The sequence below is a fragment of the Nocardioides secundeburneus genome, from assembly GCF_039939255.1.
Taxonomy (GTDB): domain Bacteria; phylum Actinomycetota; class Actinomycetes; order Propionibacteriales; family Nocardioidaceae; genus Nocardioides.
Genome location: NZ_JBDUUE010000007.1, coordinates 293,346 through 315,473, shown reverse-complemented (window position 1 = coordinate 315,473; position 22,128 = coordinate 293,346). Strand labels below are relative to the sequence as shown.

Below are 22,128 nucleotides of genomic sequence, written 5' to 3'. Positions count from 1 at the left end.
CCTCAACGCACCGGCGTACCGGGACGGCCGGCTAGAGCTTCTGGATGGGGGCGACCCGGAGGAGCAGACGCTTGACCGGGCCGTTGCCGAAGTCGATGGAGGCGATCGCCTTGTCGGCCACGCCGTCGACGGCGACGACCGTGCCCATGCCGAAGGAGTCGTGGGTGACCCGGTCGCCGGGCTCGAGGCTCGGGATCTCGCGGTTGACGGTCGACTTGGCGCGGGCGTCGGCGCGGGCGGCCGCGGCGGAGAAGTTGCGGCGTCCGGCCGCGGTGGGCTGGCCGAGGCCGGTGTAGGCCGGGGACGACGAGGCGACGTCGGGGCGGCCCCAACGCGTCTGGGCGGCCTCGGTGCGACGCCAGTCGACGAGGTCGACGGGCAGCTCGTCGAGGAACCGGCTGGCCGGGTTGTGCGCGGGCGCGCCCCACGACGACCGGACGACGGCGCGTGAGATGTACAGCCGCTCGCGCGCCCGGGTGATGCCGACGTAGGCGAGCCGGCGCTCCTCCTCGAGCTCGGGCCGGTCGCCGAGGGAGCGGGAGTGCGGGAACACGCCGTCCTCGAGGCCGGTGAGGAAGACCGTCGGGAACTCCAGCCCCTTCGCGGTGTGGAGCGTCATCAGCGTGACGACGCCCTGGCCGCCGTCGTCATCGGGGATCTGGTCGGTGTCGGCCACGAGCGCGACCCGCTCGAGGAAGTCGGCGAGGCCGGGCGCAACCAGCTCGGCGTCGACGTCGGCCGGGTCGGCCGAGGGGCCGGCAACGGGGTCGTCGGCGAACTCGCGGGCGACCGCGACGAGCTCACCGAGGTTGTCGACGCGGGTCGCGTCCTGGGGGTCGTCGGAGGCCTCGAGCTCGGCGAGGTAGCCCGAGCGGTCGAGCACGGTGTTGAGGACGACGTCGGCCCGCTCGCCCGCCTCGACCATGGCCTGGAGCTCCTCGACGAGGGCGACGAAGCCGCGGATGTTGGTCAGGGACCGGGTGGCGAGCCCGGGTGCCTCGTCGGCGCGCTGCAGGGCCTGCCAGAACGTGATGCGCTCGCGCTCGGACAGCGCGTTGACGCAGGCGACCGCACGGTCGCCGATGCCGCGCTTGGGCACGTTGAGGATGCGGCGCAGCGATACGGAGTCGTCGGCGTTGACGAGCATGCGGAGGTAGGCGAGCGCGTCGCGGACCTCGCGGCGCTCGTAGAAGCGCACCCCGCCGACGACCTTGTAGGGCAGGCCCGTGCGGATGAACACCTCCTCGAAGACGCGCGACTGGGCGTTGGTGCGGTAGAACACCGCGACGTCGCCCGCCCGGTTGCCGGCGTCGGTGAGCTTGTCGATCTCGTCGCTGACGAACCGCGCCTCGTCGCGCTCGTCGTCGGCGACGTAGCCCACGATGCGGTCGCCGTCGCCGGCGTCGGACCACAGCCGCTTCTCCTTGCGGCCCTCGTTGTGACCGATGACGGCGTTGGCCGCGGTGAGGATGGTCTGCGTCGAGCGGTAGTTCTGCTCGAGCAGGATCGAGGTCGCGTCGGGGAAGTCCTGCTCGAAGTCGAGGATGTTGCGGATGTTGGCGCCGCGGAAGGCGTAGATCGACTGGTCGGCGTCGCCGACGACCATCAGCTCGGCCGGCGCGACGCGCTCGCCCTCGGTGAGCTCGGGATCTTCGGCGCACAGCTGGTGGATGAGCGCGTACTGGGCGTGGTTGGTGTCTTGGTACTCGTCGACGAGCACGTGCCGGAACCGCCGTCGGTAGGTCTCGCGCACGTCAGGGAAAGCCTGCATGAGGTGCACCGTGGTCATGATCAGGTCGTCGAAGTCGAGGGCGTTGGCCTCGCGCAGGCGCCGCTGGTAGAGCGCGTAGGCGGAGGCGTAGACCTCCTCGATGCCGTTCTTGGCGTCGGCGGTGACCTGCTCGTGGTCGCGCAGCTCGTTCTTGTGGTTGCTGACCCAGTGCAGGATCGGGCCGGGCTGGTAGCGCCGCGGGTCGAGGTCGAGGTCGTTGACCACGAGCGACATCAGGCGCTTCTGGTCCTGCGCGTCGTAGATGGAGAAGCTCGACTTGTAGCCCAGCTTGTCGATCTCCTTGCGCAGGATGCGCACGCACGCCGAGTGGAACGTGCTCACCCACATGAGGCGGGCCCGCTTGCCGACGAGGTCCTCGACGCGCTCCTTCATCTCGGCCGCGGCCTTGTTGGTGAAGGTGATCGCGAGGATCGACCCGGGGTGGGCCTTGCGCTCGGAGATGAGCCAGGCGATGCGACGGGTGAGCACCCGGGTCTTGCCCGAGCCGGCCCCGGCGACGACGAGCAGCGGGTGACCGGCGTGGCGGACGGCGGCCGCCTGCGGCTCGTTGAGGCCGGCCAGCAGCTCGTCGGGCGACGGGCCACGGCGGGCCTGACGGGCCTCGTCGGGGACGGCGGGCACGGCCAGGTCGAGGCCGAGGTCGAGGGAGAGGTCGGAGCTGCTCATCGTGGGGTCGAGCCTACGCGCGGGCACCGACAGTCCCGGCGCGAGGCGACGTGGGGTTCACCGCCCGGTCTCGCTGACGTGCTGGTAGTCCAGCAGCGTGCGCCAGGCCCCGCCCCACGACCACCCGATGCGGGCGAACTCCCTGACGACGAGGCCGTCGGGCTGCAGCATGCCGGGGCGCTCACGGGCCCGGTCGAGGTAGCTGCCGGCCAGCTCGGGCAGCACCAGGTCATCCTTCTCGTAGGGGTTCTGGAACGGGTTGACGTCGATGGCGAGACCGTAGGCGTGCGCCGACCAGCCCGACGTCTGGCCGGTCGTGGGACGGCACACGTAAGCGCTGGTGTTGTTGCCGTCGCCGGTGGGCGGCAGGTCGAGCTCGGACGGCGCCGTCAGTCGCATCTCCTCGATCGGGAAGCCGGCCTCGAAGAGCGACCGGAACACCGACACGACGTCCTCGGCCTCCGACGCCGCCACCACGAGCTCGCCGGTGTGCGCAGCCCCGTCGAAGCCGCGGAACGCGACCGTCAGATAGCGCAGGTCGGAGAGGGCGACCGGGCACCCGGGCTGCCACGCGAGACGAGCGGCGAGGTCGGGTGTGACCGCGGTGATGCTCGACGTCCAGCGGCCACCGGGCGGCGGCGGGAGGACGTCGGCGGTCGGGTAGCGCCGCTCGCGCAGCGTGGGCGGGGTCGGGCGGACCTCGCCGTAGCCGTCGGGGCGCAGCGGCAGCACCCGCTCCCCCAGCGGCCAGGTCGAGTACGCCGGGACGTCGGGCGAGGGCGGGGTCGTCGGGGACGGCGGCGGCATCGTCGCTCGTGACGGCGTCGGCGTCGGTCTCGCGCTCGGTGCGCTGGACGGAGCCGGCGCGGCCTCGGGCCCGCCGCCGCACGCCGCGAGACCCATGACCGCCGCGCAGGCCGCGACGCAGGCCGCCAGCGCCCGCCGCACTACAGCAGCCGCCGGTCGGAGGCCCATCGGGTGAGCTCGTGGCGCGAGGACAGCTGCAGCTTGCGCAACACCGACGACATGTGGGTCTCGACGGTCTTGATCGAGATGAACAGCTCCTTGGCGACCTCCTTGTAGGCGTAGCCGCGGGCGATGAGCCGCATCACCTCCCGCTCGCGCTCGGTGAGGCGGTCGAGGTCCTCGTCGACGGCGGCGACGTCGATCGAGCCGGCGAAGGCGTCGAGCACAAAGCCGGCCAGGCGCGGCGAGAAGACGGCGTCGCCCTCGGAGACCCGGGCGATTGCGGCCACGAGCTCGGGCCCGGTGATGGTCTTGGTGACGTAGCCGCGGGCACCGCCGCGGACGGTGCCGATGACGTCCTCGGCCGCGTCGCTCACCGAGAGGGCGAGGAAGCGCGTGTCGACCGAGTGCGAGCGGCGCATCACCTCGACGCCGCCACCGCCGGGCAGGTGCACGTCGAGCAGGACGACGGCCGGCCGGTGCTGATCGACGGCGCGCACGGCCTCGTCGACGTCGGCGGCCTCGGCGAGCACCTCGACGACGCCCGCACCGGCGGCCTCGAGCTCGGCGCGCACGCCGCGACGGAACATGGCGTGGTCGTCGACGACGACGACGCCGATGAGCTGGGACCGGCCCGTTTGATCGGTCATGACTCGTCTCCTCGGGAGGTTCGGGGCAGGTGGAGCCGCACCTCGGTGCCGTCGCCGGCCCCGGAGCGGATCTCGCCGGTGCCGCCGTGGCGGTGCATCCGGTCGAGGATGCTGTGCCGGACGCCGTGGCGGTCGGCGGCGACGGCATCGGGGTCGAACCCGACGCCGCGGTCGCGCACGAACACGTCGACCGCAGCGTCGGTGATCTCGGCGTAGACGTCGACGCGCGGCACCCCGGCGTGCTTGGCCGCGTTGACCAGCGACTCACGGGCCGCGGCGACGATCGGACGCAGTGACTCGTCGAATAGCGCGTCACCGACGGTGACGACGTCGACGGTGATGCCGCGGGAGTCCTCGACCTCGGCGGCGACGCCGCGCAGCGCGCTGGCCACCGTGGACTCGTCGGTCGACTCGTCGGCGAACAGCCACGAGCGCAGGTCGCGCTCTTGGGCCCGGGCCAACCGGGCCACGGTGACCTGGTCGCCGGCGTTCTTCTGGATCAGGGCCAGGGTCTGCAGCACCGAGTCGTGCAGGTGCGCGGCGACGTCGGCGCGCTCCTGGGTGCGCACGCGCTCGGCGCGCTCGTCGCCCAGCTCGGAGGCGAGGCGCCACACCCACGGTCCGATGACGACGGCGAACGCGACGAGCACCAAGGCGCCGGCGATCGCGGCGCCGCTGGCCTCGCGCAGCGAGCCGCCGTCGAGGCCGACGATGAACACGGCCGACAGCAGGAGGCCCAGCCCGGCGGCCACTCGGGCGTAGGCGGCCCAGCCTCCGCGACCGAAGACGATGCGCACCGGGTGGAGACGTCCTTCGGCATCGAACCATCGCTCGCGCTGCGCCTCGTCGGCCTGGCGCCACAGCAGGGCGACGCCGGCGACGGCGACCGTCACGGGCCAGAACACGGCGCCGCTGCCGAAGACGGCCTGCACGGTGAAGACCGCCGCGAGCCCGAGCATCCCGAGCACGAGCACCGGGCCGGCGTCGCTCAGCCGCCGACGGGCTCCGGGGCGCCGACCGCCGCGGGTCGCGCTCTCGAGGCCGGGCGCGGCGTGCACGAAGGCGCTGCCGGCCGGCAGCAGCACCCACAAGGCGGCGTAGACGACCAGACCGAAGCCGCTGAGCGCTGTGGCGACCACGAACCCGACCCGTACCCACAGGCGGGGCCAGCCGAGGTGCTCGGCGAGGCCGGACGCCACGCCGCCGACCATCGACTCCTGGAGGTCGCGGTGGGCACGGCGCACGGGCGGGCCGGATGCGGCGGTGGGCACGGTCGTCATCTCGTCGTCCATCGTCACACAGCGCGGGCCGCCGCCCCATGAGGTGCGACCCCGAGACGACCCTGAGCCGCACCCGGCGCGCATGCGCCAGGATCAGGGGCGTCCCCGATGGTCCGGGACGCCGACCACGACCACGCTGGATGCCATGACGAACTCCCCTCCCGAGGCACCGCCCGAGGCGCCCGACGGCTCCACCGGGCCCCGTGTCTCCCGCGACGAGGTCCGCGACCTCGCCCGCCTGCGTCGGACGCGCACCGACCGCAAGATCGCCGGCGTCGCCGGCGGCCTCGCCCGCCACCTCGACATCGATCCGATCATCCCGCGGGTGCTGCTCGCCGTGCTCGTCTTCTTCGGCGGCGCCGGCATCCTCATCTACGCCGTGGCCTGGCTCGTCGTCCCGGTCGAGGGCACCGAGGAGGCGACGATCCGCCTCGACGACCGCAGCCGCACCGTCGCGCTGCTCGTCGTCGGCGCCCTGGCGCTGCTCGCGCTGCTGGGCGACAGCCTCGGCAGCTGGGGCCTGCCGTGGCCGGTCGGCGCCGCCGGCGTGATCGTGCTCATCCTGCTGCTGGCGCGCGGTGGCGAGCCGAGGCTGCACCCCTTCCTCCGGCAGCCGGCCCCGGCCCATCACGAGCAGGGCGGCCTGGTCGCGCCGCCGTCGGCTCCCCCGGTGGCTCCGCTGCCGAGCCGTCGCCGCGGTCCCGTGCTGTTCTGGTACGCCCTCGCCCTCATCGCACTCGCCCTCGGCAGCCTCGGCGTCGCCGACCTCGCCGGCGCCCCCGTGGCCGGCTCGGCCTACCCCGCGCTGGCCCTCGGCATCACCGCCGTGCTGCTGCTCGTCGGCGCCTTCTGGGGGCGGGCCGGCGGGCTCATCCTGCTCGGCCTGGTCGCTGCCGTCGCCACCGCCGGCGCGACCGTCGTCGACGAGGTCGACGCCGGCAACATCCGGACGACGCCGACCACCGCGTCCGCCGTCCAGGACCGCTACGACCTCGCCTTCGGCGAGATCGACGTCGACCTCACCGACGTCGCCGACCCCGAGAACCTCGACGGGCGCACGATCGAGGTCGAGCTCGACGTCGCGGGCCGCATCGAGGTCACGGTGCCCGACGACGTCGACGTCACCGTGCGCACCCGCCTCGACGTCGGCGAGCGCCGCGTCTTCGGCGACCGGATCGGTGACGGCGACGACACCACCACCGTCGACGGCGGACCCGGCGCACCCGAGCTCACGCTCGACGTCCGCGCGGCGTTCGGCGAGATCGTCATCGACCGCGAGGGAGTCACCCGATGAACGACACCACCACCGACCACCCCCGCGGCCCGCTCACGTCGAGCCGGCACCCCGTCAACATCGGCCACCTCGTCATGGGCGTCGCTTTCGTCGGACTCACTGTCGTGTGGGCCCTCGTCGCCGGCGACGTCGTCGAGGGCGACGACATCCGCTGGCTCCTCCCGGTGCCGTGGGTGCTCGCCGGGGTCGCCGGCCTTGTCGGGCTCGTCGCCCGCGACCGCCGCTCGGTCGGCGAGCACCAGGTGGGCTGGCAGGGCGAGACCGCCACCCCCGACGAGACCCGACCCATCACACTGGAGAAGTGAACACCCCACGACGAACTCCACCTCCCCCGCTCCGCTCCTCCGGCGGACTTCGCCGCGGGGACCCCGCGTGAGCACACCCACCCTCGGCCGCATCACCACCGTCCCGGCCCTCGACCGCCCCGACCTGCTCGCCCCGACCGTCGCCACCGCGCTGGCCGGCTGGGAGCACGCCGGGGCGGTCGGCGTCGTCGAGATCGACCCCGACGTCGCCGACACCGCCGCGATGGCGGAGGCCTACGAGATCGGCATGGACACCGGCGCCAACTGCGTCGTCGTCGCCGGCAGGCGCGACGGCGAGGAGCGCGTGGCCGCCTGCCTCGTGCGGGCCGACACCCGGGCCGACGTCAACACCGTGGTCAAGCGGATGCTCGACGTGCGCAAGTGCTCGTTCCTGCCGATGGAGCGCGCCACCGAGGAGTCCGGCATGGAGCACGGCGGCATCACCCCGGTCGGGCTGCCCGGCGCGTGGCGGCTGCTGGTCGACGCGCGCGTGGGCGAGATGCCGGTCGCGGTGATCGGCTCCGGCGTCCGGCGCTCGAAGCTGCTGGTGCCGGGCGCGCTCGTCGCGCAGCTGCCGGGCGCCGAGGTCGTGGAGGGCCTGGCCGGCTGAGCCCGACGATGGTCGAGGTGCACTCGATCGGCGTCGATAACGGTTGGATCAACCCGGTCCGTCGTCCGTAGCCTCGACCGGTGCGCCACCTTCCCTTCGACGATCCCGGGACCGCGGACAGCCGCACCCCGCTGCGCTTCCTGTGGTGGCTGGCGAAGGGACAGCGCTGGACGCTGCTGGGAGGCATGGCCTTCGGCATCGTCTGGATGAGCTGCCAGGCGGTGATGCCCGCGGTGATCGGGCGGGCGATCGACCGTGGCGTGTCGCAGCGCGACGGCGACGCGCTGCTCGCGTTCGCCGGGCTGATGCTGGCCATCGGGCTGCTGCAGGCGTTCACGGGCATCATGCGGCACCGGTTCGCGGTCACCAACTGGCTCACCGCGGCCTACCGCACGGTGCAGCTCACCGGCCGGCAGAGCGTCCGTCTCGGCGGCAGCCTGCCGCGCCAGGTCTCCACCGGCGAGGTCGTGGCGATCGGCAACAGCGACATCTCCCACCTCGGTCAGGTGATGGACGTGAGCGCCCGGTTCTCCGGCGCGATCGTCTCGTTCGTGCTGGTCGCGGTGATCCTGCTGCAGACCTCGACGACGCTCGGCCTGCTCGTGCTGCTGGGCATCCCGGGGCTGATGCTGCTCATCGGCCCGCTCCTGTCACCGCTGCAGCGGCGCAGCGCGGCCCAGCGCGAGCTCATGGGCGAGCTGTCCAACACCGCCACCGACATCGTCGGCGGCCTGCGGGTGCTGCGCGGCGTCGGCGGCGAGGACGTCTTCCTGGCCCGCTACCGCCGCGAGTCCCAGGCCACGCGCCGGGCCGGCGTCGAGGTGGCGCGCCTGCAGTCGGTGCTCGACGCACTGCAGGTCTTCCTTCCGGGCCTGTTCGTCGTCGTGGTGGTGTGGCTCGGCGCGCGCTACGCCGTCGAGGGGCGCATCACGCCCGGCGAGCTCGTCGCCTTCTACGGCTACTCGGCGTTCTTGATGATCCCGTTGCGCACGGCCACCGAGTACGCCAACAAGTTCATCAGGGCCCGGGTCTCGGCCGCACGCGTGTGTCGCCTGCTGTCCCTCGAGCCCGGCACGGCCGACCCGCACGACCCGGCCGCCGAGCCGGCGTCCGGGGCCGTGCTCGCCGACGCCCGGTCGGGCCTGACGGTGCGTCCCTGCGCGCTCACCGCGGTGGTCTGCGAGCCGTCCGACGACGCCGCCCTCCTCGCCGACCGGCTCGGGCTGTGCGCCGCCGAGCCCGACGACGACGTCACGCTCGGCGGCGTCGCGCTCACCGCGCTGCCCATCGACGTCGTCCGGCGCCGCGTCGTCGTCTCCGACACCGGGGCGCAGCTGTTCTCGGGCCGCCTCGGCGACCGCCTCGACACCACCGGGCGCGGCGACGCCGAGCTGGCCCCGGCCCTCGAGACGGCGAGCGCGACCGACATCGTCGAGGCGCTGCCCGACGGGCTCGACACCGTCGTCGCCGAGCGCGGCCGCACGTTCTCCGGCGGCCAGCGCCAGCGGCTGGTGCTGGCGCGCGCCCTCGCCGCCGACCCCGAGGTGCTGGTGCTCGTCGAGCCGACCTCGGCCGTCGACGCCCACACCGAGGCCCGCATCGCCGCGCGCCTGCGCGAGCAGCGCTCGGGTCGCACGACCGTCGTCACGACGAGCAGCCCGCTGCTGCTCGACGCCGCCGACGAGGTGGCGTTCGTGCGCGACGGCGTCGTCGTCGCGACGGGCCGCCACGCCGACCTGCTGCGCGACGTCGCTGCCTACCGGTGGCTCGTGACGCGCGAGGACGAGGTGACGGCGTGAGCACGTCCACGACCAGGCTGCCGGTGGCCGACGGCCCGTCGCTGCGCCGCTACGCCGTCGCCGTCGCGCGACGTCACCCCCGGCTGCTGTGGAGCGCGCTGGCGTTGCACGTGGTCGCCGCCGTCGCCGGGCTCGCGGCCCCGCGCCTGCTCGGCGAGCTCGTCGAGGCCGTCGAGACCGGCACCACGGCGTCCCACGTCGACCGGGTGGTCCTGGCGCTGGCCGGGTTCCTGGTGCTGCAGACCGTCGTCACCCGCTACGCCCGGCTGGTGAGCCAGGTGCTGGGCGAGCAGGTGCTCGCCGAGCTGCGCGAGGACTTCGTGGCCAGCTCGCTCGCGCTGCCGGTCGGGGTCGTCGAGTCGGCGGGGTCGGGCGACCTGCTCACCCGCACCGGCCGCGACGTCGACCAGCTCGGCTGGTCGGTGCGATGGGCGCTGCCCGAGTGGACGATCGCCGTCGTCACCGCGGTGCTGACGTTCGCGGCCGCGCTCAGCGTGGGCTGGTGGGTGGCGCTGCCGTGCGTGCTCGGCGTGCCCCCGCTCGTGATCGGTCTGCGGTGGTACCTCGCCCGGGCCAAGGACGGCTACCTGCGTGAGTCGGCGACCTACTCGCAGATCAGTGCGACGCTCACCGAGACGGTCGAGGGCGCCCGTACCGTTGAGGCCCTCGGGCTCGGTCGCGAGCGGGTGCGCGCGATCGACGACGACGTGCGCGGGTCCTACGCCGCCGAGCGCTACACCCTGCACCTGCGCACGGTGTTCTTCCCGAGCATGGAGATCAGCTACCTGATCCCCACCGTCTCGACGCTGCTGCTCGGCGGCTGGCTCTACACGCAGGGCTCGGTCACCCTCGGCGAGGTCACGGCCGCGACGCTCTACGTGCAGATGCTCATCGACCCCGTCGACCGCATCGTCGCCATCCTCGACGAGCTGCAGGTCGGCGCGGCCTCGCTCGCCCGGCTCCTGGGCGTGTCGCAGGTGCCCGACGACCGCACGGTCTCGGGCCGCATGCCCGCCGGCGAGCAGCTCGAGGTCGACGACGTCCGCTTCGCCTACGTCGAGGGCCGCGACGTGCTCCACGGCATCGACCTCGACGTCGCCCCGGGCGAGCGGGTCGCGATGGTCGGCCCCTCGGGCGCCGGCAAGTCGACGCTGGGGCGCCTGCTCGCCGGCATCCACCCGCCACGCACCGGATCGGTCACGGTGGGCGGCGTGCGGCTCGTCGAGCTGCCCCTCGGCGAGCTGCGCGGCCATGTCGCGCTGGTCACCCAGGAGCACCACGTCTTCGTCGGCACGCTGCGTGACAACGTGGTGCTCGCGGCGCCGGGGTCCGGGGACGACGCCGTCCGGGCCGCGCTGGACGCCGTCGACGCGCTCGAGTGGGTCGAGGCGCTGCCCGAGGGCCTCGACACCGTGGTCGGCTCGGGCGGGCGGGCGCTCGGTGCCGCCGAGGCCCAGCAGGTGGCCCTGGCCCGGCTCGTGCTGGCCGACCCGCACACGCTGGTGCTCGACGAGGCGACGTCGCTGATCGACCCGCGCGCCGCCCGTCACCTCGAGCGCTCCCTCGCCGCCGTGCTCGAGGGGCGCACCGTGATCGCGATAGCGCACCGCCTGTTCTCCGCCCACGACGCCGACCGGGTCGCCGTCGTCGACGGCGGCGTCATCACCGAGCTCGGCACCCACGACGAGCTGGTCGCCGCCGACGGGTCGTACGCCGACCTGTGGCGCTCGTGGCACGGTGAGTCGCGGTAGCCCTTCGCGGCCGGAGCCCGAACCACCGCTGAGGAATGCTCCTTCTGGGTGGGTCCTTGATATTTTGCGCACACCATGACGCAGGAGACCGGCGAGGCACCTCCCACATTCCGGCGCGACGTGCAGGGGATGCGGGCGGTCGCCGTCCTCGCGGTGATCGCCGCTCACTCCTCGATCGCAGGCTTCGGCGGCGGTTTCGTCGGGGTCGACGTCTTCTTCGTCATCTCCGGCTACCTCATCACCCGGCTGATCCTCGGCAGCATCGAGACCGACGGCCGGTTCAGGGTCGGCGCGTTCTACGCCCGCCGCGCCCGGCGCATCGTGCCGGCCGCCACCGTCGTGCTGGCCGTCACCATGGTCGCCTCGGTCGTCTACCTCAACTTCCTCGAGGTCATCGACGCCACCCGCGACGCCGTCTGGGCGGCGTTCTTCGTCGCCAACCTGCGCTTCGCCACCGAGGGCGTCGACTACTTCGCGCTCGAGGACGCCCCGTCGCCCTTCCAGCACTACTGGTCGCTGGCGGTCGAGGAGCAGTTCTACATCGTCTGGCCGGTCCTGGTGGCGCTCGCCCTCGTGCTCACGCGTGGCTTCCGCCGGCGTCGCGACGACGACGGCCAGCGCGTGCGCCGCACGGCACCGGTGCGCACGATGGCCTTCTTCGCCCTGGTGCTCGGCGGCGCCAGCCTGGCGTGGTCGGTGCACCGCACGGTGACCGAGCCGACGTCGGCCTACTTCTCCACGTTCACGCGGGCGTGGGAGCTCGCCGCCGGCGTGCTGGTCGCCCTGGTGCTGCACAAGCGCGCGGGCCTCCGGTTCCGGTGGCTCACCGAGCCCCTGGCCCTCGCCGGCATCACCGGCATCGTCATCGCGATCACCGCCTACGACACCACCATGGCGTTCCCGGGCTACGAGGCCCTGCTGCCCGTGCTGTCCACGGCGGCGTTGATCCTCGCCGGCTCGCACCCCGAGCACGTGCCGTTTGTCTCCCGGGCGCTGGCCCTCAAGCCGTTCCGGGTGATCGGCGACTGGTCCTACTCGCTCTACCTGTGGCACTGGCCGGTCATCGTGATCCCGCAGGTGCACATGCAGCGCCCGCTGGGCGTCACCGAGACCGTCATCGCCGTCGCCCTCATCTTCCAGTTCGGCTACCTCACGCACCGCTTCGTCGAGCAGCCGTTCCGCACCGGGCAGTTCTGGAGGAGGCGCACCTGGCGCGGCCTGCTGCTCTACCCGGCCTCGCTCGTGCTCGTGCTGCCCACCGTCGCCGTCAGCTACCAGGTCGGCGAGTACCTCGGCGGCGAGCGCGGCAACAACCCGGCGATCGAGGTCGCCGACTTCAGCGACATCGACGACGACGCGATCATCGAGCTGGTCGAGAAGTCGGTCGACGCCGGCCAGACCTCGACCCCGATCCCCAGCGACCTCACCCCCGACCTGCTCGACCTCGCCGACGACATCGCCGACGTCGGCGAGTGCAACTACCAGCTCCAGCCCCGCCCGCTGTGCAAGCGCGGCGCCCCCGACGCCGACAAGACCCTCGTCGTCACCGGTGACTCCCACGCCCGTGCCTGGATCCCGGCGTTCGAGAAGATCGCCGCCGAGGCCGGCTACGCGACCTACTACCTGGTCAAGCAGCAGTGCACGGCGTCCTTCGTCGACCCCGGTCGCCTCGGCACCGGGGATCCCTGGCCCGAGTGCGCGGAGTTCCACGACTGGGTCGTCGAGCAGGTCACCGACATCCAGCCCGACCTGATGATCGTGGCCACCTCGCCGCCGCCCGCGGGCATCTACGTCGACGGCGAGCTGGTCAACTCCCGCGAGGGCGTGCACCAGGGGCTCGCCGAGGGCTTCGACGACATGTTCGCGACCTACGAGCCGCTCGTCGGCAAGCTGATGCTGCTCGAGGACGTGCCCCGCCTGCCGGAGGAGCCGGGCGCGTGCCTGGCCGCCAACGACCTGATGCGCGAGTGCATCTTCGAGCCCACGGCCTACAACGAGGAGATGCGCCTGGTCTCCGTCGAGGCGGCCGAGCGTGCCTCGATCGAGCACATCGACCCCACGCCGTGGCTGTGCTCCGAGGGCCTGTGCCCGGTCGTCATCGGCTCGACCATCGCCTACCGCGACCGCTCGCACATCACCGCGGTGCGGGCCGGCGAGTTGTGGTTCCCGCTCGGCGTCGAGCTCGGCCTGCTCGAGGACCCCAACGGCCGCGCCCAGGACAAGCCGCGCCCGTCACGACGCAACCGGTCGTCGTCGCCGCCCGTGTCGCCGTCGCTCGAGACCTCGGCGCCGTCGAGCCCCGAGACCGACCCGACGACCGTCGGTCCGGGTCTCGAGGCGCCGACGGGTGGCGGCTGACCGGCCGACCGTCTGGCCTGCCGACCGGCCGGCTGTCAGTGGTCGAGGCCGCTGATCCGCACGCCCGAGTGCGTCTTGTAGCGCTTGTTGATCGAGATCAGGACGGCGGTCAGCGGCTCGAGCTGACGCGCCAGGCGCAGGCGGCCGGCGTCGACGCCGTCGCGCCCGGTGACCGACGCGGCGAGCTCGATGACCTTCGCCTTGGCATCGGCGTCGTCGCCGCAGACCAGGACGTCCTCGTCGCCGAGGTGGTCGGCCTCGCCCCACAGCGTCACCGCCGAGACGTGGTGGAAGGCGCCGACGACGGCGGCGCCCGGCACCAGTCGCTGGGCCGACTCGGCGGCCGATCCCTCGCCGGCGTCGACGACGCGGCCGTGGGGGCCCTGCTTGTCGAAGGCGAGCGGGTTGACGCAGGAGACGATGGTCTTGCCGTCGAGCGCGCCACCCTCGGCGAGGGAGGCGACGAGCTCGTCGTGGCCGTCGTAGGGGATCGCCAGGAGGACGAGGTCGGCCCCGGCGACCGCGTCGGCGTTGCTGGCGCCGGTGACCTCGCCGGCGCCGTCGACCCCGGCGAGGCGGTCGGTGACCTCGGCGGCGACCGGGACGGCCTTCTCGGCGGCGCGTGAACCCAGGACGACGGTGTGGCCGTGGCGGGCGAACCGGTAGCCGAGACCCTTGCCCTGCGGTCCGGTTCCTCCGATGACGGCGATGCGGAAGCTGCTCATGGCCGTGATCGTGCCAGTCGCCTCACACTCGCTCGGACGGTGGTCGCAGGCTGGGCTATTGTGACAGCGCCACTGTCACAGTCGCCAGAGACCCGACCGCAGGAGAACCCATGAAGCTGTCCACGATGCTGATGTACGACGGCAACCCGCGCAGCGCCGCCGACCAGGTCGCCGCCCTCGAGAAGGCCGGCCTCGACCTGGTGTGGGTGGCCGAGGCCTACGGCTTCGACTCCCCCACGCTCATGGGCTACCTGGCCGCCAAGACCGAGACGGTGCAGATCGGCTCCGGCATCATGAACGTCTACTCGCGCACGCCCGGCGCGCTGCTGCAGACCGCGGCGGGGCTCGACAACGTCTCGGCCGGGCGCGCCGTCCTCGGCCTCGGCGCCTCGGGCCCCCAGGTCATCGAGGGCTTCCACGGCCTGCCCTACCACCGCCCGCTCGGCCGCACCCGCGAGGTCATCCAGGTCGTGCGCCAGGGCATGCGCCGCGAACCGCTGCAGCACGAGGGCCGCGACTTCACCCTGCCCCTGCCGGCCGACCAGGGCCTCGGCCTCGGCAAGCCCCTCAAGCTGCTCACCCGGCCCGAGCGGTCCTCGGTGCCCATCTGGGTCGCCGCCCTGGGCGACAAGAACGTCGAGATGACCGCCGAGCTCGCCGACGGCTGGATGCCGCACCTGGTCTACCCCGAGAAGGTCGCCGAGACGTGGGGCGCGCCGCTGGCGGCCGGCAAGGCCAAGCGCTCGGCCGACCTCGGCGAGCTGCAGATGACCGGCGGCGGCGTCCTCGCCATCGGCGAGGGCCCCGAGACCAAGGCCGTGCTCGACCTCGCCCGCCCGATGTTCGCCCTCTACATCGGCGGCATGGGCGCCCGCGGCAAGAACTTCTACAACGACCTCGCCTGCCAGTACGGCTACGAGAAGGAGGCCACGGAGATCCAGGACCTCTACCTTGACGGCAAGAAGGACGAGGCCGCCGCCCTGGTGCCCACCGAGTGGCTCGAGGCGGCGAACCTGGTCGGCCCGGCGTCCTACGTCAAGGAGCGCGTCGAGGCGTTCCGCGAGGCCGGCATCACCCACCTCAACGTCTACGGCCCCACCCCCGAGTCGTTGACCCAGCTCAAGGAGCTCGTGGGCTAGCGCTGACCGGCTGGACGGCGTCGAGTTTCACCGGTTAACCGGTGAAACTCGACCTTCTTCTACAAACCTTCGCACCAGAACCGTGAGTTTCGTATCAGCACACTGAAGCCGACTTCAACTGCGGAGCTGGTTCAGGCGGCGGCCATCGCGAAGGCGGCGCGGATGCGGTTGGCGACGCTCACCGGCCGCGCCAGGTCTGCCCAGGTGATCCGGACCACGGTCCATCCAGTCAGGCCCCGGACGACGTCCTCGCGCGCCTTCTCGCGCATCACCGTCTGCTCGATCGTCTCGCCGTCCTTGCGGAAGCGGTGGTACTTCTCCAACCCGTCGAACTCGACGATCACGCGGCGCTCCGGCCAGGCGAAGTCGCAGCGCGCAGCGACGGTGCCATCGGGGTGGAGCACCTCGAACTGGGGAATGGGAGCCGGAAGCCCCTGGGAGAAGAAGCAGTAGACGCAGCGCGACTCGCCGGGAGACTCCGGCCGTGGGTCAGCGAGGTGCATCACGGGATGGTGAGTGAGCGACCCCGGCCAGAACGTCTGGGCCTCGGCGCAGGCGACGAGGTCCTCGCGGTACATCTCTCGACGGTGCAAGAAGTGGTTCGCCTGCACGAGCGCCGCCTCGACGCCGTCGGTGATCGCCACCTCGAGGACCGCGCGCGGAGGCGTCGTGATCCAGTGACCCTGATGGCGGCGTACGTCACCGACCCGCAGCTCCCCGAGATGGTGCCGCACGCGACTCGTGGCCCGACCCCCACCCGAGAGATGCGTGAGGTGCGCCTTGTTGAGGTCGAGACCGACGTCCGGGCCGCCTTGCATCAGGCACGAGCTGCCGTGAGACAACGCCACATGACTGCCGTAGAGCTTCATGACCGCTCGGCACAGCAGACGGTGTCTCTCATCCCGGCTCGCCGCCAGGTACACCGACCGCAGGCAGTAGCAGCCGTGGCGCAGCTTGATGAGCACACCGTTGTCCACGAGACGTGCCAGGGCAACATCACTGACGCCCGTCGCCACCGCATCCCTCCGGAGCAGGATGCCGTGGGAGTCGACGACGTGGCCGACCGCGGCACGCGGTTCGATCTTCATGGCATCCGGATGCCCGACGAGACCCGACGCCCAACCCACGACTCGGCCGGCTGTGGACAACTCGGCCGAGGACACGACGGCACGCAGCACGGAGCCGACCTCCGCGAGAACGTTCTGGGACGAAGCTATGGGTTCAGGCACGAAGGTTCGCACGAGAACGTCGAGTTTCACCGGTTAACCGGTGAAACTCGACAGCCAGGCATGGGTCACTCGCGCGGGCCGAGCGAGCGCGTGATGACCGAGTTCGCGGCCCGCTGGAACCCGTGGACGACGGCCTCGAGCGTCAGCCGGCGCAGGTCGGCCATGGTCTGCTCGAGGCGGCGGGCGTCGGCCGGCGAGGAGGCCTCGCGGCGGTGCGGCTCGAGCACCTGCTCGTGCAGGATCGTGGTCAGCTCGTCGGCGAGGGCCTCCATGTGGCGCCGGATGGCAGCCTCGGCCAACCCGAGGCTCTCGCGCGGCACGTCGACGTCGAGCAGGCCGAGCCCGACGGGCAGGGCCGCCGTGACGCGGAAGGCGCCGTCGACCGGCTCGACCGCGCCGAGCGCCGTCAGGAGCGTCACGTCGTCGTCGGTGAGGCGGCGTCCGGCCTTCTTCTCCAGGGCGCGGCGCCCCAGCAGCTCGGGCGGCTCCGCCGTCCACGACGTGAGCATGGCGCGCTGGAGCGCGAGGTCCTCGACCGTGGCGTCGTCGGGGATCGAGCCGAGCACGCGCTCGGCGGCCTGGAGCGTGAAGCCGTGGTCCTGCAGCGCCCGCACGAGCTCGAGCCGGGCGCGGTGAACGGGCCCGTAGTAGGCCACCCGGCCGATGCGCTCGGGCGGCGGCACCAGGCCGAGGCTGGCGTAGTAGCGCGTCGTGCGCACGGTGGTGCCGACGGCCGCGGCGAGCTCGTCGATCGTGAGCAGACCGACCTCAGGGGCTTCGCTCATAACGATGACAGTAGTACTGTCACACTAGGACTGGCACAACGACACTGACGTCTGCGACTCACGGAGGACAGCATGCCCGAGACCCCGTCGATCTACGAGCAGGAGCACGAGGACTTCCGCGCCACCGTGCGGGCCTTCATGGACAAGGAGGTCGTCCCCCACCACGACCAGTGGGAGAAGGACGGCCAGGTCTCCCGCGAGGTGTGGCTCAAGGCCGGCGAGACCGGGCTGCTCTGCTTCGACGTCGAGGAGGAGTACGGCGGCGCCGGCATCAAGGACTTCCGCTACAACGCGATCGTGGCCGAGGAGATCAGCAAGGTCGGGGCGAGCGGCCTCGGCTTCCCGGTGCACACCGACATCATCGTGCCCTACATCAGCAGCCTGGGCACCGAGGAGCAGAAGCGCCGCTGGCTGCCGGGCCTGGTGAGCGGCGAGCTGATCAGCTCGATCGCCATGACCGAGCCCGGGGCGGGCTCCGACCTGCAGGGCATCCGCACGAGCGCCGTCGACAAGGGCGACCACTACGTGCTCAACGGCTCGAAGACCTTCATCTCCAACGGCATCATGAGCGACCTGGTCATCGTGGTGTGCCGCACCGACCCCGACGCCGGCCACCAGGGCATCAGCCTCGTGGTCGTCGAGCGTGGCATGGAGGGCTTCGAGCGGGGCCGCAACCTCGACAAGATGGGCCTCAAGGCGCAGGACACCGCCGAGCTGTTCTTCGACAACGTGGTCGTGCCGAAGGAGAACCTCCTCGGCGAGGAGGGCTCGGGCTTCGTGAACCTCATGGTCAACCTGCCGCAGGAGCGCATCTCGATCGCCGCCATCGCCGTCGCCGCGATGGAGCACATCATGGCGCTGTGCCTCGACTACGCGAAGGAGCGCGAGGCCTTCGGCAAGCCGATCGGCAAGTTCCAGCACAACCGGTTCATGCTCGCCGAGATGGCCACCGAGCTCTACATCGCCCGGTTGTTCGTCAACGACTGCATCCTCAAGCTCAACGAGGGCCAGGTCGACACCGCACTCGCCTCGATGGCCAAGTGGTGGACCACCGAACTGCAGAAGAAGTTCGCCGACCAGGGCGTGCAGCTGCACGGCGGCTACGGCTACATGAGCGAGTACCCGATCTCGAAGGCCTACACCGACAGCCGCATCCAGACGATCTACGGCGGCACGACCGAGATCCAGAAGGAGATCATCGGCCGGATGCTCGGCATCTAGTGGCCCGACCGGACGCCGGGTCGTGGCTCTTGAGGAACCTCCGGCGTTCGGCCATCGTTCTCCCCACGACGTGACCGGCACCACACCCGATCGACAGGACCCCGCATGCCCGACGTGTTGACCGAACGCTCTCGCATCCAGGCCGCGGTGGAGGGACGCACCCTCCCGATCGCGCTCGCCGACACCGTGGCCTCCGCCGGCGACGATCCGGCCTACTCCGACAAGCACCACGTGCCCGACGGCGGGTCGTGGCGCACGCTCACCTGGAGCCAGGTGCGCGAGCAGGCCCTCGACGTCGCCGCCGCGCTCGTCGAGGCCGGCGTCCAGCCCGGCGACGCGGTGGCGATCATGGCCGCCAACCGCATCGAGCACTTCGTCGCCGACATCGGCGGCTGCCACGCCGCGGCCACGCCCATGTCGATCTACAACACGCTCTCGCCCGAGCAGGTCGCCTACGTGGCCGGCGAGTCCGAGCCGAGGGTCGCCGTCCTCGAGACGGCCGACCACCTCTCGCGATGGGGCAAGGCGCTGGCCCAGACGTCGAGCGTGACCACCGTCGTCCTGATCGACGCCGAGCCGCCCGCCGAGACCGGCGGCACCACCTTCGTCACCTGGGACGACTTCGTCGCCGCCGGCGCCGCCTACCGGGCCGCGCACGCCGCGGAGGTCGAGTCGCGAGCGGGCGTGCTGACCCCCGACTCGCCGGCCACGATCCTCTACACCTCGGGCACCACCGGCAACCCTAAGGGCGTCGTCCTCACGCACGGCAACGTGCTCTACGAGGCCCTGTCGACCCTCGAGGCCGCCGGGCTGCACGAGCCGCAGGTCGGCGTCAGCTACCTGCCGCTGGCCCACATCGCCGAGCGGGTGCTCGGCCTCTACGGCCCCCAGATCCAGGGCAGCCACATGCACGCCATCGGCGACCCCTCCCAGCTGCTCGCCGCCCTCGGCGAGGTGCACCCCACCGCGTTCTTCGGCGTCCCGCGGGTGTGGGAGAAGATCAAGACCGGCCTCACCGTCAAGCTCGCCAGCGATCCCGACCCCGCCAACCGCAAGCTGGTCGAGGACTCCATGGCCGCCGCCCTCGCCTGGGTGCAGGCGCAGGAGGTCGGCGGCGTGATGACACCGGAGATCGAGCAGGCCTACGCCGAGGCCGACGCCGCGATCCTCGGCTTCCTCCGGTTGCTCCTCGGCCTCGACCAGGTCACCTGGGCCGGCTCCGCCGCGGCCCCCATGCCGATCGAGGTCGCCAAGTTCATGGCCGGCCTCGGCCTCAAGGTCTTCGACGTCTACGGGATGACCGAGACCTGCGGCGCCATCACCGCCAACGGTCCCGACGCCTTCCGGCTGGGCACGGTCGGGCGCGCCACGCCCGGCATGGAGGTCCGCCTCGGCGACGACGACGAGATCCTCGTCCGCGGCCCGGTCGTCACCCCCGGCTACCACCGTCAGGAGGAGGCCACGCGCGCGCTCATCGACGACGACGGCTGGGTGCACACCGGCGACATCGGCACCCTCGACGACGACGGCTTCTTCGCCGTCGTCGACCGCAAGAAGGAACTCATCATCACCTCGGCCGGCAAGAACATCGCGCCGTCCAACATCGAGAACTACCTCAAGGAGTCGCCGATCATCGGCCACGCAATGGCCATCGGCGACCGGCGCGCTTACGTCGTCGCCGTGCTCACCCTCGACGGCGAGGTCGCACCCGCCATCGCTCAGGCCCAGGGCATCGAGTTCACCGACCTCGCCGACCTCGCGCAGAAGCCCGAGATCCTGGCCATGGCCCAGGCGGCCGTCGACGCCGCCAACGAGCGGCTCTCGCGGCCGGAGCAGGTCAAGGCCTTCGAGCTGCTGCCCACCGAGTGGACGGCCGAGTCGGAGGAGCTGACGCCCACCCTGAAGCTCAAGCGGCGCGTGGTCAACACCAAGTACAGCGACGTCATCGACCGCCTGTACGGCTAGGGCGCGGTCGTGCCGACGTACTCCTCACGCAGCCTGCCCTTGACCATCTTGCCGGTGGGCGTGCGGGGCAGCTCGTCGCGGAAGTGGATCTCGCGCGGCACCTTGAAGTGCGCGATGCGCTCGCGGGCGTAGGCCGTGAGCTCGGCGGCGAGCACGTCGTCGCCCTCGACGTCGGGGGCCGGCTGCACGAAGGCGACGACCCGCTCCCCCATCTCGTCGTCGGGCACGCCGAGCACGGCGATGTCGAGCACCGCCGGGTGCAGGGAGAACAGGTCCTCGATCTCCTGCGGGTAGATGTTCACACCACCGCTGATGATCATGAACGCCTGGCGGTCGGTGAGGTAGAGGTAGCCCTCGTCGTCGAGGTAGCCGAGGTCGCCGACCGTCGTCCAGCTGGGGTGGTCGGGGTGCTGCGTCGCCGCCGTGCGGTCGGGGTCGTTGTGGTACTCGAACGGCGCACCTTCGAACTCCTCGCGCTCGAAGTAGAGGGTGCCGACCTCGCCGGTCGGCAGGTCGGTGCCGTCGTCGCCGACGATGTGCGGCACCCCGATGAGGGGCACCCCGACCGAGCCGGGGTGGGTCAGCCACTGCTCGGCGGAGATCATGGTGGCGCCGTTGGCCTCGGTCGAGGCGTAGTACTCCTGGACGATCGGGCCGAGCCACTCGATCATCCGGTGCTTCACCTCGACCGGGCACGGGGCGGCCGCGTGCACCACGCACCGCAGCGACGAGACGTCGTACGACGCCCGCACGGTGTCGTCGAGCTTCAGCAGCCGCACGAACATCGTCGGCACCATCTGCGTGTGCGTGACCCGGTGCTCCTGCACCGCGGCGAGGAAGCCCTCGGCGTCGAACTTCTCCATCATCACCAGCGTGCCGCCGAGCGCGTGGACGACGCCACCGAACCGCAGCGGTGCCGCGTGGTAGACCGGCGCGGGCGAGAGGTAGACCGTCGACTCGTCGAAGCCGTAGAGCCCCCCGAAGATCGAAACGTACTGGTAGCCGGGCTCGTCGACGGCGAAGTCGGGCAGCGGCAGCTTGATGCCCTTCGGCCGGCCGGTGGTGCCGCTGGAGTAGAGCAGGTCGTCGCCGTGGGGCTGCTCGGGCAGCGGCTCGGCGCCGGCGTCGGCGAGCGCCGTCTCGTAGTCGCCGTAGCCCTCGACGGCGCCGCCGAAGGCCAGCCGGTGCGTCACCTCCACGTCGAGCTCGGCGACCAGGGCGGCCTTCGCGGCCGAGACCACCAGCGCCCTCGCCCCGCAGTCGCGCACGATGTACGAAGTCTCGTCGGCACTGAGGTTGTGGTTGACCGCGGTGACGTACAGCCCGGAGCGCAGCGCGGCCCAGTAGACCTCGTAGGTCTCGGGCCGGTTGTCACTCACCAGCGCGACGACGTCGCCCCGGCGCAGCCCGGCGGCCCGCAGCCAGTTGGCCACCCGCAGGCTGCGCTCGTCGAGCTCGGCGTAGGTGAGGGTGCGACCGGACCCGGCCATCACCAGCGCCGGCTTGTCGGGGTGCGTCCGGGCCCAGGTTCCGGGGTACATGCCAGCACTGTGGCAGCCGTCACCCACCGGCGCCAGGGGATCATCAGGTGGG

17 protein-coding genes are annotated in these 22,128 nt (G+C 72.1%); 9 read left to right on the top strand and 8 right to left on the bottom strand.

The window, feature by feature from the left end; genetic code table 11:
• Positions 1-31 precede the first annotated feature (31 nt).
• The 4 genes from pcrA to ABFT23_RS20155 all read right to left on the bottom strand — a co-directional run bounded on the left by pcrA (position 32) and on the right by ABFT23_RS20155 (position 5,354).
• Complete coding sequence (gene pcrA, locus ABFT23_RS20170) at positions 32-2,458, bottom strand: DNA helicase PcrA (protein WP_347898470.1); 2,427 nt, start codon at positions 2,456-2,458, stop codon at positions 32-34.
• 57 nt (positions 2,459-2,515) lie between these two features.
• A complete protein-coding gene (locus tag ABFT23_RS20165; protein ID WP_347898468.1) occupies positions 2,516-3,265 on the bottom strand; it encodes a M15 family metallopeptidase in 750 nt (249 codons plus the stop codon).
• A gap of 140 nt (positions 3,266-3,405) precedes the next feature.
• Positions 3,406-4,074, bottom strand: a complete 669-nt coding sequence (locus ABFT23_RS20160) for a response regulator transcription factor (RefSeq protein ID WP_347898466.1) — start codon at positions 4,072-4,074, stop codon at positions 3,406-3,408.
• Positions 4,071-5,354, bottom strand: a complete 1,284-nt coding sequence (locus ABFT23_RS20155) for an ATP-binding protein (RefSeq protein WP_347898465.1) — start codon at positions 5,352-5,354, stop codon at positions 4,071-4,073. The genes ABFT23_RS20160 and ABFT23_RS20155 overlap by 4 nt, the downstream gene beginning before the upstream one ends.
• Before the next feature lie 145 nt (positions 5,355-5,499).
• Here ABFT23_RS20155 and ABFT23_RS20150 point away from each other — a divergent pair, with 145 nt between their 5' ends.
• The 6 genes from ABFT23_RS20150 to ABFT23_RS20125 all read left to right on the top strand — a co-directional run bounded on the left by ABFT23_RS20150 (position 5,500) and on the right by ABFT23_RS20125 (position 13,471).
• A complete protein-coding gene (locus tag ABFT23_RS20150) occupies positions 5,500-6,648 on the top strand; it encodes a PspC domain-containing protein (RefSeq protein ID WP_347898463.1) in 1,149 nt (382 codons plus the stop codon).
• Positions 6,645-6,953, top strand: coding sequence for a hypothetical protein (locus ABFT23_RS20145; protein ID WP_347898461.1), 309 nt, complete (start codon positions 6,645-6,647; stop codon positions 6,951-6,953). The genes ABFT23_RS20150 and ABFT23_RS20145 overlap by 4 nt, the downstream gene beginning before the upstream one ends.
• A 67-nt stretch (positions 6,954-7,020) precedes the next feature.
• Positions 7,021-7,563: a YbaK/EbsC family protein gene (locus tag ABFT23_RS20140; RefSeq protein ID WP_347898460.1), complete on the top strand. Its 543-nt coding sequence runs from the start codon at positions 7,021-7,023 to the stop codon at positions 7,561-7,563.
• Between the two features lie 80 nt (positions 7,564-7,643).
• Positions 7,644-9,362, top strand: a complete 1,719-nt coding sequence (locus tag ABFT23_RS20135) for an ABC transporter ATP-binding protein (RefSeq protein ID WP_347898458.1) — start codon at positions 7,644-7,646, stop codon at positions 9,360-9,362.
• On the top strand, positions 9,359-11,113 hold the full coding sequence (locus ABFT23_RS20130; RefSeq protein ID WP_347898456.1) for an ABC transporter ATP-binding protein: 1,755 nt from the start codon (positions 9,359-9,361) through the stop codon (positions 11,111-11,113). The genes ABFT23_RS20135 and ABFT23_RS20130 overlap by 4 nt, the downstream gene beginning before the upstream one ends.
• 75 nt (positions 11,114-11,188) lie before the next feature.
• Positions 11,189-13,471 carry an acyltransferase family protein gene (locus tag ABFT23_RS20125; protein ID WP_347898454.1) on the top strand — a complete coding sequence of 761 codons (2,283 nt, stop codon included), beginning with the start codon at positions 11,189-11,191 and terminating at the stop codon, positions 13,469-13,471.
• 35 nt (positions 13,472-13,506) lie between these two features.
• Here the strand turns inward: ABFT23_RS20125 and npdG are convergent, their stop codons facing one another.
• On the bottom strand, positions 13,507-14,196 hold the full coding sequence (gene npdG / locus ABFT23_RS20120; RefSeq protein ID WP_347898452.1) for an NADPH-dependent F420 reductase: 690 nt from the start codon (positions 14,194-14,196) through the stop codon (positions 13,507-13,509).
• Positions 14,197-14,306: 110 nt separating this feature from the next.
• On the opposite strand from npdG, the gene ABFT23_RS20115 reads away from it, so the two are divergent.
• Positions 14,307-15,335, top strand: coding sequence for an LLM class F420-dependent oxidoreductase (locus ABFT23_RS20115; protein ID WP_347898450.1), 1,029 nt, complete (start codon positions 14,307-14,309; stop codon positions 15,333-15,335).
• 131 nt (positions 15,336-15,466) lie between these two features.
• Here the strand turns inward: ABFT23_RS20115 and ABFT23_RS20110 are convergent, their stop codons facing one another.
• Together ABFT23_RS20110 and ABFT23_RS20105 are read right to left on the bottom strand one after the other, a co-directional pair.
• The gene (locus tag ABFT23_RS20110) at positions 15,467-16,513 is read right to left on the bottom strand and encodes a type IV toxin-antitoxin system AbiEi family antitoxin domain-containing protein (protein ID WP_347898448.1); all 1,047 of its coding nucleotides are present in this window, start codon (positions 16,511-16,513) and stop codon (positions 15,467-15,469) included.
• Positions 16,514-16,629: 116 nt separating this feature from the next.
• A complete protein-coding gene (locus tag ABFT23_RS20105) occupies positions 16,630-17,349 on the bottom strand; it encodes a MerR family transcriptional regulator (protein ID WP_347898447.1) in 720 nt (239 codons plus the stop codon).
• A 72-nt stretch (positions 17,350-17,421) separates the two neighbouring features.
• Between ABFT23_RS20105 and ABFT23_RS20100 the strand changes: the two genes are divergently transcribed.
• Both ABFT23_RS20100 and ABFT23_RS20095 read left to right on the top strand, forming a co-directional pair.
• Positions 17,422-18,570, top strand: coding sequence for an acyl-CoA dehydrogenase family protein (locus ABFT23_RS20100; protein ID WP_347898445.1), 1,149 nt, complete (start codon positions 17,422-17,424; stop codon positions 18,568-18,570).
• A 105-nt stretch (positions 18,571-18,675) separates the two neighbouring features.
• A complete protein-coding gene (locus ABFT23_RS20095; RefSeq protein ID WP_347898443.1) occupies positions 18,676-20,535 on the top strand; it encodes an AMP-dependent synthetase/ligase in 1,860 nt (619 codons plus the stop codon).
• Here the strand turns inward: ABFT23_RS20095 and ABFT23_RS20090 are convergent.
• Positions 20,532-22,076 (bottom strand): acyl-CoA synthetase, encoded by a 1,545-nt coding sequence (locus ABFT23_RS20090; RefSeq protein ID WP_347898441.1) that lies wholly within the window; start codon positions 22,074-22,076, stop codon positions 20,532-20,534. The genes ABFT23_RS20095 and ABFT23_RS20090 overlap by 4 nt on opposite strands.
• Positions 22,077-22,128 lie beyond the last annotated feature (52 nt).

What these genes read in the sequence shown, in the direction of transcription:
- pcrA (WP_347898470.1), bottom strand. Translation starts at nt 2,458, where the DNA reads ATGAGCAGCTCCGACCTCTCCCTCGACCTCGGCCTCGACCTGGCCGTG.
- ABFT23_RS20165 (WP_347898468.1), bottom strand. Translation starts at nt 3,265, where the DNA reads ATGCCGCCGCCGTCCCCGACGACCCCGCCCTCGCCCGACGTCCCGGCG.
- ABFT23_RS20160 (WP_347898466.1), bottom strand. Translation starts at nt 4,074, where the DNA reads ATGACCGATCAAACGGGCCGGTCCCAGCTCATCGGCGTCGTCGTCGTC.
- ABFT23_RS20155 (WP_347898465.1), bottom strand. Translation starts at nt 5,354, where the DNA reads ATGACGACCGTGCCCACCGCCGCATCCGGCCCGCCCGTGCGCCGTGCC.
- ABFT23_RS20150 (WP_347898463.1), top strand. Translation starts at nt 5,500, where the DNA reads ATGACGAACTCCCCTCCCGAGGCACCGCCCGAGGCGCCCGACGGCTCC.
- ABFT23_RS20145 (WP_347898461.1), top strand. Translation starts at nt 6,645, where the DNA reads ATGAACGACACCACCACCGACCACCCCCGCGGCCCGCTCACGTCGAGC.
- ABFT23_RS20125 (WP_347898454.1), top strand. Translation starts at nt 11,189, where the DNA reads ATGACGCAGGAGACCGGCGAGGCACCTCCCACATTCCGGCGCGACGTG.
- npdG (WP_347898452.1), bottom strand. Translation starts at nt 14,196, where the DNA reads ATGAGCAGCTTCCGCATCGCCGTCATCGGAGGAACCGGACCGCAGGGC.
- ABFT23_RS20115 (WP_347898450.1), top strand. Translation starts at nt 14,307, where the DNA reads ATGAAGCTGTCCACGATGCTGATGTACGACGGCAACCCGCGCAGCGCC.
- ABFT23_RS20105 (WP_347898447.1), bottom strand. Translation starts at nt 17,349, where the DNA reads ATGAGCGAAGCCCCTGAGGTCGGTCTGCTCACGATCGACGAGCTCGCC.
- ABFT23_RS20100 (WP_347898445.1), top strand. Translation starts at nt 17,422, where the DNA reads ATGCCCGAGACCCCGTCGATCTACGAGCAGGAGCACGAGGACTTCCGC.
- ABFT23_RS20095 (WP_347898443.1), top strand. Translation starts at nt 18,676, where the DNA reads ATGCCCGACGTGTTGACCGAACGCTCTCGCATCCAGGCCGCGGTGGAG.
- ABFT23_RS20090 (WP_347898441.1), bottom strand. Translation starts at nt 22,076, where the DNA reads ATGTACCCCGGAACCTGGGCCCGGACGCACCCCGACAAGCCGGCGCTG.